This is a genomic window from Streptomyces phaeolivaceus (assembly GCF_009184865.1).
Lineage (GTDB): Bacteria > Actinomycetota > Actinomycetes > Streptomycetales > Streptomycetaceae > Streptomyces > Streptomyces phaeolivaceus.
This window is the reverse complement of record NZ_CP045096.1, coordinates 8,626,497-8,638,950: the sequence shown is the minus strand read 5'-3', so window position 1 is coordinate 8,638,950 and position 12,454 is coordinate 8,626,497. Positions and strand designations below refer to the sequence as shown.

Below are 12,454 nucleotides of genomic sequence, written 5' to 3'. Positions count from 1 at the left end.
AGCGCGATGCAATTCGGACGCACCTACGAGGAGTTCGAGGTCGGGGCGGTGTACAAGCACTGGCCCGGGAAGACGGTCACCGAGTACGACGACCACCTCTTCTGTCTCCTCACGATGAACCACCACCCGCTGCACATGGACAGCAACTACGCCGAGAAGACGACCGACTTCGGCAAGAACGTGGTGGTCGGGAACTACATCTACTCGCTGCTGCTGGGCATGTCCGTGCCGGACGTCTCCGGCAAGGCGATCGCCAATCTGGAGATCGAGTCGCTGAAGCATGTGGCGCCGACCTTCCACGGCGACACGATCTACGGCGAGACGACCGTGCTCGACAAGTGGCCGTCGAAGTCGAAGAACGACCGCGGCATCGTCCATGTCGAGACCAAGGGCTACAAGCAGGACGGCACGCTGGTCTGCGTGTTCCGCCGCAAGGTCATGGTGCCGACCGAGACCTACATCAAGGAGCGCGGCGGCGAGCAGCCGGGCCGCCCCGAGCTGAAGCAGCAGGAGAAGTAGCCATGGCACGACTCGCCCAGACCGCCGGTCTGACGGACATCCAGCAGGAGATCCTGTCCACCGTCCGCGACTTCGTGGACAAGGAGATCATCCCGGTCGCGACCGAACTGGAGCACCGGGACGAGTACCCGCAGCAGATCGTCGACGGCCTCAAGGAACTGGGCCTGTTCGGGCTGATGATCCCCGAGGAGTACGGCGGTCTGGGCGAGTCCCTGCTCACGTACGCGCTGTGCGTGGAGGAGATCGCCCGGGGCTGGATGTCCGTGTCCGGGATCATCAACACGCACTTCATCGTGGCGTACATGCTCAAGCAGCACGGCACGCAGGAGCAGAAGGACCACTTCCTGCCGAGGATGGCGCTCGGTGAGGTCCGGGGCGCCTTCTCGATGTCGGAGCCGGCGCTCGGTTCCGATGTGTCGGCGATCACATCGAAGGCGGTCAAGGACGATGGGGGCACCTCCCGCTCGAGCGCAGCCGAGAGTGGGGGGGAGTACGTCCTGAACGGTCAGAAGATGTGGCTGACGAACGGCGGAACGTCAACACTCGTCGCCGTACTCGTCCGAAGTGACGAAGGACACCCGGAGGGCACCGCCCCCCACAAGTCGATGACGACCTTCCTGGTCGAGAAGGAGCCCGGTTTCGGAGAGGTCCGCCCCGGCCTCACCATTCCCGGGAAGATCGACAAGATGGGCTACAAGGGTGTCGACACCACCGAGCTCATCATGGACGGACTGCGCATTCCGGCCAATCGCGTACTCGGCGGCACCACCGGCCGAGGGTTTTACCAAATGATGGACGGCGTCGAGGTCGGCCGGGTCAATGTGGCCGCACGTGGCTGCGGAGTCGCTCAGCGTGCTTTCGAACTCGGTGTCCGGTACGCCCAGCAGCGCCACACTTTCGGCAAGCAGATCGCCCAGCACCAGGCGATCCAGTTCAAGCTGGCCGAGATGGCTACCAAGGTCGAGGCCGCGCATGCGATGATGGTGAACGCGGCACGCAAAAAGGACTCGGGCCAACGAAACGACCTCGAAGCGGGGATGGCGAAGTACCTCGCCTCCGAATACTGCAAAGAAGTCGTCGAGGACGCTTTCCGGATCCACGGCGGTTACGGCTTCTCCAAGGAGTACGAGATCGAGCGTCTCTACCGTGAGGCGCCGATGCTGCTCATCGGTGAGGGTACCGCCGAAATCCAGAAAATGATCATCGGTCGTCGACTGCTCGAAGAGTATCGATTCCAGGGCTAGCACAGGGTCGGCCCAGGGCCGGTTGTCCGGTTCGGGGTGTTTTCTTCGAGAAGAAGATCACACCCCGTCAGCACTCTTCGGCCGTCGACTCGGCTTCCTGGCTTGCCCAGTTGCGGTCCGCGACCGGTACGATCCCCGGAAAGCCGCCGTCCCCAGTCACCGCGCGGCATCATCCGCTACGAAGGTCATCCATGCCCCACAGCCAAACCTCTGCACCACGCGACAGCCTGGCCGGCGTACGGCTCGCGCGCGGAGCATCGCCGTGGCTTCTCCCGACCGTCGCCACCGCAGCACTCAGCCTCGCCCGCGCGCGCCGCTCCGGCGCCGCGCGCGCCGTGGCCGTACCCGCCACCGCGCTGGCGGCGGGCATGCTGTGGTTCTTCCGCGACCCCGAGCGTGAGATCGCCCAGGGCCGGGTCATCTCGCCCGCCGACGGAGTGGTGCAGAGCATCATGCCGTGGAAGGACGGCCGCACCCGCGTCGCGATCTTCATGAGCCCGCTCAACGTCCACGTCAACCGCGCGCCGCTCTCCGGCACGGTGACGTCCGTGGAGCACATCCCGGGTGGGTTCGTACCGGCGTTCAACAAGGAGAGCGAGAACAACGAGCGCGTCGTCTGGCACTTCGACACCGAACTCGGTGACATCGAGATGATCCAGATCGCCGGCGCCGTGGCTCGCCGTATCGTCCCGTACATCCCCGAGGGCACCAAGGTCGAGCAGGGTGACCGGATCGGGCTGATCCGCTTCGGCTCGCGCGTCGACATCTACCTGCCCGAGGGTGTGGAGATCGACGTCGAGGTGGGTCAGAAGACCGTGGCTGGGGTGACTCGCATTGACCGTGATTGATCCGGAGACCCAACCCGGCCAGACGGCCGCGACGGGCTGGGTGCCCGAAGTCGACGAGGTGGAGGACGACGCGGAGGAGATGCCGCTGTCGCTCCGGCTGTCGATAGCGGACACCCTCACCCTCGGCAACGCCACGTGCGGCTTCATGGCCGTGTACTTCACCACCACGGGCATTCTGATCCCGCACCTCACCGGCAGCCAGGAGTCGGGCATGGCCCGGCACAGCGCGGCCACGGCCGTGATCCTGATGCTGTGCGCGGCGATCTTCGACCTGTTCGACGGGCTGGTGGCGCGCAAGCTCCGCTCCTCGCCGATGGGCGCGGAGCTGGACAACCTCTCCGACCTGATCAGCTTCGGCCTGGCGCCGGCGTACTTCGTCCTCGTCTACGGCATGGTCGCGGACGACGCGCACCAGCGGGTGGCGGCGGTGGGCGCGATCGTGGTGCTGCTGGCCGTGGTGCTGAGGCTCGCCAGATTCTCCTGCGTGACGGTGAAGGACGGCACCTTCCAGGGCATGCCGTCGCCGTTCGGCGCGCTGACCGTCGTCTCGATCGTCCTGCTGGAGCTGCCCTTCGTGGCGACGCTCCTGGCGATCATCGGCACGGCCTGGCTGATGGTGAGCCGGGTCGAGTACCCGAAGCCGCGCGGTCCGCTCGCGGGCGCGATGCTCTCCTGGATCGTCCTGTCGATGGGCCTGCTGATGGCCTGGGCCTTCGACGCCCCCGGCGGTCAGCTCCTCCTCCAGACCGGCTGCGCCCTGCAGCTCGTCATGGGCGCGGTGATCCCCCTGTTCGCCACGGCCCGCCGGGTGAACAACTTCCGCGACAACCGGCGCGAGTCACGCGCGGCGCAGCTGCCGTAACGCTCCGCTCGGAGGGCCCCGGACCTATGGGTTCGGGGCCCTTCGTGTTTCTGTTTCGGCCGCGGGTGCGTGGGGGCTGGTCGCGCAGTTCCCCGCGCCCCTGAAAAAAGCGGGCTGCGCCCTGCTTTTTTCGGCCCGCAGGGGCGCGGGCCCGCGCCCGGCAACGGATCTAGATCAGGAAGTCGCGCCCGATCCGCTCCGCCACCGCCTCGAGGATCGGTCCGGGGTCGGCGACGCACCGCGAGACATCGGGCTCGACATCGGTCAGTGGATAGGCCCGCCGAATCCCCGCCCGCCCCAACGCCTCCGGCGCCAACGCCAACCGCCCGCACACCGCCACGACCTCCTTGCCCGCGGCCCGCGCCGCCGCGGCGACCCCGGCGGGAGCCTTCCCGTGAAGGGTCTGCTCGTCCAGCGACCCCTCCCCCGTGATCACCAGCGTCGCCTTCTCCAGCGCCCCCGCGAACCCGAGGACGTCGAGCATGACCTCGATCCCGGGCCGGAACCGCGCACCGAGGACGAGCGCGCCGTACCCGATCCCACCGGCCGCCCCCGCCCCCGGCGCGAGCGCGTGCCCGGCCGCCCGCTCCCCGAGCGTCTTCTCCAGGACCGCCGCGAAGTGCCCCAGCGCCGCGTCCAGCACGGCCACGTCCTCGCCGCTCGCGCCCTTCTGCGGCCCGTACACGGCGGGCGCGCCCTTCGGCCCCGTCAGCGGGTTGTCGACGTCGCTCGCGAGGACGAGGTCGATCGACGCGAGCCTCTCGTCGAGGCCGGACAGGTCCGCCGTGGCCAGGGCGCGCAGGCCGCCGCCCCCGGGACCGACGGGCTCCCCCGCCGCGTCCAGGAAGCGCGCCCCGAGCGCGACGAGCATGCCCGCGCCGCCGTCCGTCGTGGCGCTGCCGCCGACCCCGAACACGATCACGCGGGCGCCCGCGTCGAGCGCGGCGCGCAGCAGTTCCCCGGAGCCGTACGTGGAGGCGGTGAGCGGGGCGAGCACCCCCTCGGGGAGCCGCTGCAATCCGCTGGCCTCGGCCATCTCGACGACGGCCGTGTCCCCGCGCAGCGCGTACGCGGCGGTGACGGGCTCACCGAGCGGCCCGGCGACGCGTGCCTCGCGGCGTTCGAAACCGGCCGCGACCGCCGCGGCCACCGTGCCGTCGCCGCCGTCGGCGACCGGCAGTGCCTCGACCGCCAGGTCGGGCAGTACCCGGCGCAGCCCGGCCGTGACCCGCTCGGCGACCTGGACGGCCGTCAGCGTGCCCTTGAACTTGTCCGCGGCGATCAGCACCCGCGGTATTGCCGTGTCCGTGGCCGTATCCGTGTCGATGTACTTGCCGGTCCCGTCCACTGCGGCGTTCGCCACCTTGCGTTCCCCTCGCTCATCGGGCCTTGCGCACGTCAAGGCAGTCGCGCCGCTGCGACCCTAGCCGCCCCGGCCCGGGTACGTCATGCACCCTCCCGCTCACCGAACACCGTGCGCACCGGCGTCGTACGGGGCGACGGGCCCGGAAGCGGGTACACCTCGACCATGACGCCCACCACCGCCGCGCCCCGCACGCCCCCCGTGGGCGCCGTACTCGCCGACCGTGTCCTCGGGGGCTGGCTGGGCCGGATCGCGGGGAACATGCTCGGGAAACCCGTCGAGCAGGGGGAGGTGTGGACGCGGGAGCGCATCCACCGGTATCTGCGGCAGGCCGGGGCCCTGCCGCTCACCGACTACCTCCCGGAACCGGCCACCGAGAGCGACCGGCGCGCGCTGCGGCCGGAGTGGCGCGGCTGTGTGCGCGGCCGGATCCACGGCAGCTGCCGTGACGACGACATCGACTACGCGATCCTCGGCCTCCATCTCCTGGAGACGCACGGCTTCGGCTTCAGCACCGAGCAGGTCGGCGACCTGTGGCTGCTGCGGCTGCCGTATCTGCAGACGTTCACGGCGGAGCGGGCGGCCTATCGCAATCTCGCCCGGGGGCTGAAGCCACCGCTGACCGCCACCTACGAGAACCCGTACCAGGAGTGGATCGGCGCCCTGATCCGCGCCGATGTCTTCGGCTGGACCTCCCCCGGCCTGCCCGTGCGCGCGGCGTCGCTGGCCCGGCGCGACGCGGTGCTGTCGCACACCGGCAACGGGGTGTACGGCGCGATGTGGGCGGCGGCGCTGGTCGCGGCGGCGTTCACGGCACCGGGGGCGCGGGCGGCCGTGGAGGAGGCGCTGGCGGTGATCCCGGCGAGCAGCCGGCTCGCCCGGACCGTGCGGCGGGTCGTGGCGCTGTACGACGCCGGGCTGGGCTGGGAGGACACGCTCGACACGGTGGGCGAGGAGACCGCCGGGGCGGGCTGGATCCATGTCGTGCCGAACGCGGCGGTGCTGACCGCCGGGCTGCTGTACGGCGAGGGCGACTTCACCGAGACGATCACGCTGACCGTCCGCGGCGGTCTGGACACCGATTCAAACGGGGCCACCGCCGGGTCGGTGGCGGGCGTGCTGTGCGGGGCGGCCGTGATCCCGGCCCACTGGAAGGACCCGTTGGAGGACACCGTGCGCAGCGCCGTGTTCGGTTTCGACGGGGTGCGTGTCAGCGAACTCGCGGAGCGCACGGTGCGGTTGGCGGAGACCTCCGCCCACTGAGCGCCGGTCCGTCCGCTCCCCGAGCGCCGATTTCACGCCCTTCGAGAGCCGTCTACGCTTCCTGGATGACCACTTCGGACTTCGCCGCGTACCTCGCGAGCCTGCCCCGTGTCCTCGCCGGCGCCGCCGCGCTCTTCCGGGACGCCGAGGGGCGGGTCCTGCTCGTCGAGCCCAACTACCGCGAGGGATGGGCGCTCCCGGGCGGCACGATCGAGTCGGACGACGGGGAGACCCCGAGACAGGGCGCGCGCCGCGAGACGCTGGAGGAGATCGGGCTGGACGTCGTGCTCGGGCGGCTGCTCGCCGTGGACTGGGTGCGGTGGCCGGGACGGCAGCCGCTGGTGGCGTACGTGTACGACGGCGGAGTGCTCGGCGAGGAGGACCTGAGGCGGATCCGGTTGCAGGAGGAGGAGCTGCTGTCGTGGCGGCTCGTGCCGCGCGCCGAACTCACCGACCACCTGTTGGGGGAGCTGGGCCTGCGGGTGCTCGCCGCCCTCGACGCCCTGGCGGACGGCACGGGTACGGTCGAGCTGGAGAACGGCGTCCGGGTGGGCTGAACCGTCGAAGATGAGCCACGGTGGTGCCGTTCGACTCTCCCGCCGCTTACAGGAGTCACCTGACATCGCGTCAACTCCCCTTGTACAGAACGTGAGAAGGATGAACCCTTCACCTAATAGAAGTTTAAAGCGCTGGCTGAAAACGCTGCCCGTTTGTCACCCCAGCATCTAGGCTGACACCAACCCCGCCCGAGCGATCGCGCCCCGTTGCCTCGCTCGGCGACCGGGGCAGCACTCGGGACACCCATGACCGGCGGCCCGTGCGCGGGCCGTGGCTCCGGGAGATCCGGAGCCTCTGGGGGAGCGGTCACCGGGAGTCGCCCGGAGCAGTCGGTCTCCCCCCACCCGCGGGCCGTTTTCGCCCGTCCTCACCGAACAGGCAGCTGAGGTCATGGAACCACTGGGCTCAGACGATCCCGAGGAGCTAGGTCCCTACCGTCTCGTGGCACGGCTCGGCGCAGGAGGGATGGGGCGGGTCTATCTGGCGCGCTCCCCGGAGGGGCGGACCGTCGCGGTCAAGGCCATCCGTCCCGAGCTGATGGGGGACAAGAACTTCCGTATCCGCTTCCGCCGGGAGGTGGAGGCCGCCGGAGCGGTCGGCGGCAGATACACCGCGCCCGTGGTGGACGCCGACCCCGATGGCCCCATTCCGTGGCTGGCCACGGACTACATCGCCGGTCCCACCCTGGCCGAGGCCGTCGCCGCGCACGGCCCGCTGCCGGTGGAGTCGGTGCTCGTGCTGGGCGCCGGCATCGCCGAGGCGCTGATCTCGGTGCAGGCCGCCGGTCTGGTGCACCGCGACCTCAAGCCGTCCAACGTGCTGCTCGCCGCCGACGGGCCGCGCGTCATCGACTTCGGCATCGTCCGGGCGAGCGACGGCTACGACCTCACCCGGTCCGGCGCGCTCTTCGGCTCCTTCGAGTACATGTGCCCCGAGCAGGCCACGGGCGAGCCGCTGGGCCCCGAGGGGGACGTCTTCTCCCTGGGCTCGGTGCTCACCTTCGCCGCCGCCGGACACGCGCCGTTCAGCGGCACCGCGGCGGCCACGCTCCTCTACCAGGTCGTGCACAACGCTCCCGATCTGACGGGGGTGCCCGAGCCGCTCGACAAGATCATCAGCCTCTGTCTCACCAAGGACCCCCGGCTGCGGATCACCCCGGACAAGCTGGCAGCGGCCTGCGCGCCCGGCGGGGTGGAGCAGATGACGGCCGAAGGCTGGCTGCCCTCGTCGGTGACCTCCTCGATCGCCCTGCGCGCGGCGGCGGTGAAGACCCTGGACACCACGCCGTACACCGAGGTCGCGTTCCCCTCCGCCGGTCCCGGCCCCGCGCCGGACCCGTACGGCCGGGGCCCGTCCCCCCAGGACCGCGACACGGACCGGACGGCCCAGCCCCAGGACCGGGCCGCGTACGACTTCCAGCGGGACGGGGCATACGGGGTCGCGGCCACCCCGTCGGCGGGCGTGCCGGACCGCCCGTACGACGGCTCGGGGTACCCGGTGTACCGGGCACGTCAGGCCGAGGTCCCACCGGTCGGCGCGGTCGGCGCGGTCGGCGCGGTCGGCGCGGTCGGCGCGGTCGGCGGCGAGCCGCGGGTATCCGGGGCGCATTCCCCTGCGGAGCCCTATTCCGCCCCCGAGGAGCCGAAGCCGTACCGCTCCGGACCGGCCTCCGCCGGGCGTCGCCGCGCCGCACGGCGGTCGGGTCCGTCACGGCGTACGGTCCTCACGGCGGTGGCCGGCACCGCCACGGCGGCCATCGGCGCCGCCCTGGTGCTCGGCGGGCGCGAGGATCCGGCCGCCCGGTCCACGGAACCCGCCGGGCCGCCCCCGGAACCGCTGTGGACCTACCGCGGCGCCCCGCTGCTCCAGGTGCCCGCCGTCTTCAACGAGGGCACGGCCCTGCTGAAGACCCGCCCGGGTGACATGCTCTGCCTCGACCTCAAGGACGGCACCCGGCCCAAGTGGGTCTACCAGGGCATCAGCCAGTCGCCCACCCCCGCCGTGCTGGCCTTCGACGCCGCGATCGCGCTCGGCGAGGGTTCGACGGTGATCGGGGTCGACCCGGCCGACGGCACGGAACGTTTCACCATCGACTTCGGGCCGAATTTCCGGTTCGACACGCTGCTCGGCGCCACCGCCGACCGGGTCATCTCCGTCATCGGGGTGCGGCTCCAGCGCGAGTCCGGCAAACAGGGCGTGGCGACGTCCACGGACGCGGTGTTCAGTGTCGACCTCGTGGCCCGCCGCGCCCAGGTCATCCCCATCGACCCCGAGGACGTCGGTGCCCGTCTGACACCGGTCACCCTCCCCGGGTTCTTCGTCTACGCCGACGGCCTGCGCAACATCACCGCCCGGAGCACCGAGAGCTCCGGCGTCCTGTGGCGGCATCCCGTCGGCTACGACCTCCGGCCCGGCCTGATCGTCCTCGACCGCACGGTGTACTCGATCGGCCCGGAGCTGGAGGCCCTGAACCTCACCACCGGCAGACTCCGCTGGCGGGCGAAGCCCGAGCGCGGCATGTTCGCCTCCCTCGGCGGCTACGGCAACACGCTCTACGTCACCGGCACCGACCCGGCCGGCGTGTACGCCTTCAACGCCGGTACCGGCGCCCGCCGTTGGTTCTGTCCCACCCCCCGCCTCAACATCGACCAGCCGGTCACCGCCGGTCCCGACGGCGTCTACGTCCCCGCCTACCAGAACAAGAACGGCATCTACGCGATCGACGCCGCCAAGGGCACCCTCCTGTGGAACTTCACCGACGGCGTGGAGACCGGCGTCAACGACTGGCAGCTCGCCTGCGACCGCAGCGGCGTCCTGGTCGCCCAGCACTACGACCGCACCTACGGCCTGCCGGTCTCCTGACCGCACCGCGCGGCCGGGGCCCTCGATATCCACTCGCCCCGGCCGGACGGCCGACCTACCCTCACCCCATGGACAAGCCGCTGGTCGCCCTCCTCAGCGGAGCGGGCATCTCCACCGACTCCGGCATCCCCGACTACCGAGGCCCGAACGGGTTGTGGCGGCGGGATCCGGAGGCCGAGAAGCTGGTGACGTACGAGTACTACATGGGTGATCCGGAGATCCGCCGGCGTTCGTGGCAGATGCGGCGGCGGAACCGGACGCTGAAGGCGGAGCCGAACGTCGCGCACCTCGCGGTGGCCGAGCTGGAGCGGTCCGGGGTGCCGGTGCGGGTGATCACGCAGAACGTGGACGGGCTGCACCAGCTCGCCGGGATGCCGGCCCGCAAGGTCCTCGAACTCCACGGCAGCGCACGCTCCGTGGTGTGCGTGAAGTGCCGTGCCCGGGGGCCGATGCAGGACGCCCTCGCCCGGGTCGAGGCCGGCGAGGACGACCCGCGCTGTCTGAAGTGCGGCGGTGTGCTGAAGTCCGCCACCGTCATGTTCGGCGAGCGTCTCGACCCGGTGGTCCTCGGCGAGGCCGTCGCGATCACCAAGGCCTGCCAGGTCTTCATCGCCGTCGGCTCCAGCCTCCAGGTCCAGCCCGCCGCCGGGCTCGCCGGGGTGGCCGCCGACCACGGCGCCCGGCTGATCATCGTCAACGCCGAGCCGACCCCCTACGACGACCGGGCGGACGAGGTCGTACGGGAGCCGATCGGGACGGCGCTGCCGGAGATGCTGCGGGGGATCGCCGCCGCCGCGGACGCCTGACGGGCCGGGGGCGCCTGACGGGCCGGGGGCGCGTGGCTCAGAAGAGAGCCGTCCCCTGTGCGCCGCGTTCGAAGTCGAGCAGGCGCCGCTTGCGTTCCGTGCCGCCTCCGTAGCCGGTGAGGCTGCCGTCGGAGCCGACCACGCGGTGACAGGGGACGATGATGCCGACGGGGTTCTTGCCGTTGGCCAGACCGACCGCGCGGGACGCCTTGGGATTGCCGAGCGCGTCCGCGAGGTCACCGTACGAACGGGTCTCGCCGTAGGGGATGCGCACCAGCTGTTCCCAGACCGAGCGCTGGAACGGGGTTCCACGCAGCCGGAGTTCGACGGTGAACTCCTTCGACTCGGCGGCGAAATAGGCCTCAAGCTGCTCCTCCGTCTCGGTGAAGAGCGTGTCGTCGCGTGGGCCGAAGCTCTCCTCCGGTGGGCGGTGGCGCTGTTCGGTCATGTAGAGCCCGCACAGGACACCGTCGTCGGCGACGAGGGTGAGGGGGCCGTAGGGGCTGTCGACGACGGTGTGCCGCTTCTGCTGCTTCATGGCGGTTCCTCGGAGAACGGGCTTACACGGGAAGGAAGTTGATGGGGTGGCTGTCGGTCGCCCACAGATACTGGACGGCGTACGCCCGCCACGGCCGCCAGGCCGCCGCGCGGGCCGTGAGCGCGGCCGGGGTGGACGGCAGGCCCAACTCCCGTGCCGTGCGCCGGATTCCGAGGTCGGTGGGGAGGAAGGCGTCGGGGTCGCCGAGGGCGCGCATGGCGATGACGTCCACGGTCCAGGGGCCGAACCCGGGGAGGGCGAGAAGCCGGGCGCGAGTCTCCGCCCAGTCGCTGTCGACGCCCAAGTGGATTTCCTCGGCGGCGAGTTGTCGTACGAGTGTGGTGAAGGTGGTCCGGCGGGTGCGGGGCATCGCCAGGGTCTCGGGGTCGACGGCCGCCAGCGCCTCCGGGGTGGGGAAGAGGTGGGTGAGGCCGCCCTCGGGGTCGTCGACGGGTTCGCCGTGCGCGAGGACCAGCCGGGCCGCGTGCGTCCGCGCGGCGGCCGTGGACACCTGCTGGCCCAGCACCGCCCGTACGGCGAACTCGGCCTCGTCGACGGTACGCGGCACCCGGCGCCCCGGCGCCCTGTCCACCAGCGGCGCCAGCACGGGGTCGGTGCGCAGCTGCTCGTCCACGGCGACCGGGTCGGCGTCCAGGTCGAGCATGCGGCGGCAGCGGCTGATGGCGACGGGCAGGTCCCGCAGATCGCCGAGGGTGAGCCGGCAGCCGATGTGGTCGGGCTCCGGTGTGAGGCCCACGATGCCGTGACCGTACGGCAGCCGGAGCGTGCGCCGGTACGCGCCGTCGCGCCACTCTTCCACTCCGGGTACGGCCGTCGCGGCGAGGTGGCCGAAGAGGTTGTCGGGGTTGAGCGGGGCCCGGAACGGCAGCCGCAGGCTCAACACCCCTGACGCGCCAGGGGAGTCGGAGCGCTGCCGGGCGGATCGTGTGGCCCGCTCGCGCAGTTCGCTGGGCGACAGTGCGAAGACCTCCCGCACGGTGTCGTTGAACGTCCGGATCGACGCGAACCCGGCGGCGAACGCGATCTCCGCCATCGGCAGCGCGGTCGTCTCGATCAACAGCCGTGCGGTCTGCGCCCGTTGGGCTCGGGCGAGGGCCAGCGGTCCGGCGCCCAGTTCGGCGAGCAGCTGCCGTTCGATCTGCCGGGTGCTGTAGCCGAGCCGCCGCGCCAGACCCGGCACGCCCTCGCGGTCCACCACGCCGTCCCCCATGAGCCGCATCGCCCGCGCCACGAGGTCGGCCCGCTGGTCCCACTCGGGCGACCCGGGGCTGGTGTCCGGCCGGCACCGCTTGCACGCCCGGAACCCGGCCTGCTGACAGGCCGCCGCGCTCGGGTGGAACGTCATGTTCTCCGCCTTCGGCGGCACCACCGGGCAACTGGGCCGGCAGTAGATCCGGGTGGTCACCACGGCTGTGAAGAACCACCCGTCGAACCGCGCGTCCTTCGACCGCACGGCCCGCACACACCGCTCCGTGTCCCTGTACATCCCGTTCCGCATGTCTCAAGCATCGGGGACGGGAAGGGACGGGGCTGGCGGAAATCCGACATCAGCGTGGGGCGACCTGCGACC

The 12,454-nt window shown here is 71.3% G+C and carries 11 protein-coding genes; 8 read left to right on the top strand and 3 right to left on the bottom strand.

The window, feature by feature from the left end:
- Positions 1–6: 6 nt before the first annotated feature.
- The 4 genes from F9278_RS39450 to pssA all read left to right on the top strand — a co-directional run bounded on the left by F9278_RS39450 (position 7) and on the right by pssA (position 3,473).
- Positions 7–519: a MaoC family dehydratase gene (locus F9278_RS39450; RefSeq protein ID WP_152172572.1), complete on the top strand. Its 513-nt coding sequence runs from the start codon at positions 7–9 to the stop codon at positions 517–519.
- A gap of 2 nt (positions 520–521) precedes the next feature.
- Positions 522–1,763: an acyl-CoA dehydrogenase family protein gene (locus F9278_RS39445; RefSeq protein ID WP_152172571.1), complete on the top strand. Its 1,242-nt coding sequence runs from the start codon at positions 522–524 to the stop codon at positions 1,761–1,763.
- Positions 1,764–1,954: 191 nt separating this feature from the next.
- On the top strand, positions 1,955–2,611 hold the full coding sequence (locus tag F9278_RS39440) for a phosphatidylserine decarboxylase (protein ID WP_152172570.1): 657 nt from the start codon (positions 1,955–1,957) through the stop codon (positions 2,609–2,611).
- A 40-nt stretch (positions 2,612–2,651) separates the two neighbouring features.
- Positions 2,652–3,473 carry a CDP-diacylglycerol--serine O-phosphatidyltransferase gene (gene pssA, locus F9278_RS39435; RefSeq protein ID WP_152174403.1) on the top strand — a complete coding sequence of 274 codons (822 nt, stop codon included), beginning with the start codon at positions 2,652–2,654 and terminating at the stop codon, positions 3,471–3,473.
- A gap of 169 nt (positions 3,474–3,642) precedes the next feature.
- Here pssA and F9278_RS39430 read toward each other — a convergent pair whose 3' ends face one another.
- Positions 3,643–4,821: a glycerate kinase gene (locus tag F9278_RS39430; protein ID WP_152174402.1), complete on the bottom strand. Its 1,179-nt coding sequence runs from the start codon at positions 4,819–4,821 to the stop codon at positions 3,643–3,645.
- 180 nt (positions 4,822–5,001) lie between these two features.
- Here F9278_RS39430 and F9278_RS39425 point away from each other — a divergent pair, with 180 nt between their 5' ends.
- The 4 genes from F9278_RS39425 to F9278_RS39410 all read left to right on the top strand — a co-directional run bounded on the left by F9278_RS39425 (position 5,002) and on the right by F9278_RS39410 (position 10,325).
- Positions 5,002–6,099, top strand: a complete 1,098-nt coding sequence (locus tag F9278_RS39425) for an ADP-ribosylglycohydrolase family protein (RefSeq protein ID WP_152172569.1) — start codon at positions 5,002–5,004, stop codon at positions 6,097–6,099.
- 65 nt (positions 6,100–6,164) lie between these two features.
- Entirely contained in the window at positions 6,165–6,656 is a 492-nt protein-coding gene (locus F9278_RS39420; protein ID WP_152172568.1) for an NUDIX domain-containing protein, read from the top strand.
- Between the two features lie 391 nt (positions 6,657–7,047).
- Positions 7,048–9,519 carry a protein kinase domain-containing protein gene (locus tag F9278_RS39415; protein WP_152172567.1) on the top strand — a complete coding sequence of 824 codons (2,472 nt, stop codon included), beginning with the start codon at positions 7,048–7,050 and terminating at the stop codon, positions 9,517–9,519.
- 68 nt (positions 9,520–9,587) lie between these two features.
- Positions 9,588–10,325, top strand: coding sequence for an SIR2 family NAD-dependent protein deacylase (locus tag F9278_RS39410; RefSeq protein ID WP_152172566.1), 738 nt, complete (start codon positions 9,588–9,590; stop codon positions 10,323–10,325).
- A 37-nt stretch (positions 10,326–10,362) separates the two neighbouring features.
- On the opposite strand, the gene F9278_RS39405 is transcribed toward F9278_RS39410, so the two are convergent.
- Together F9278_RS39405 and F9278_RS39400 are read right to left on the bottom strand one after the other, a co-directional pair.
- On the bottom strand, positions 10,363–10,863 hold the full coding sequence (locus F9278_RS39405; protein ID WP_152172565.1) for a methylated-DNA--[protein]-cysteine S-methyltransferase: 501 nt from the start codon (positions 10,861–10,863) through the stop codon (positions 10,363–10,365).
- Positions 10,864–10,885: 22 nt separating this feature from the next.
- The gene (locus F9278_RS39400) at positions 10,886–12,382 is read right to left on the bottom strand and encodes an AlkA N-terminal domain-containing protein (protein WP_152172564.1); all 1,497 of its coding nucleotides are present in this window, start codon (positions 12,380–12,382) and stop codon (positions 10,886–10,888) included.
- Between the last annotated feature and the right edge of the window lie 72 nt (positions 12,383–12,454).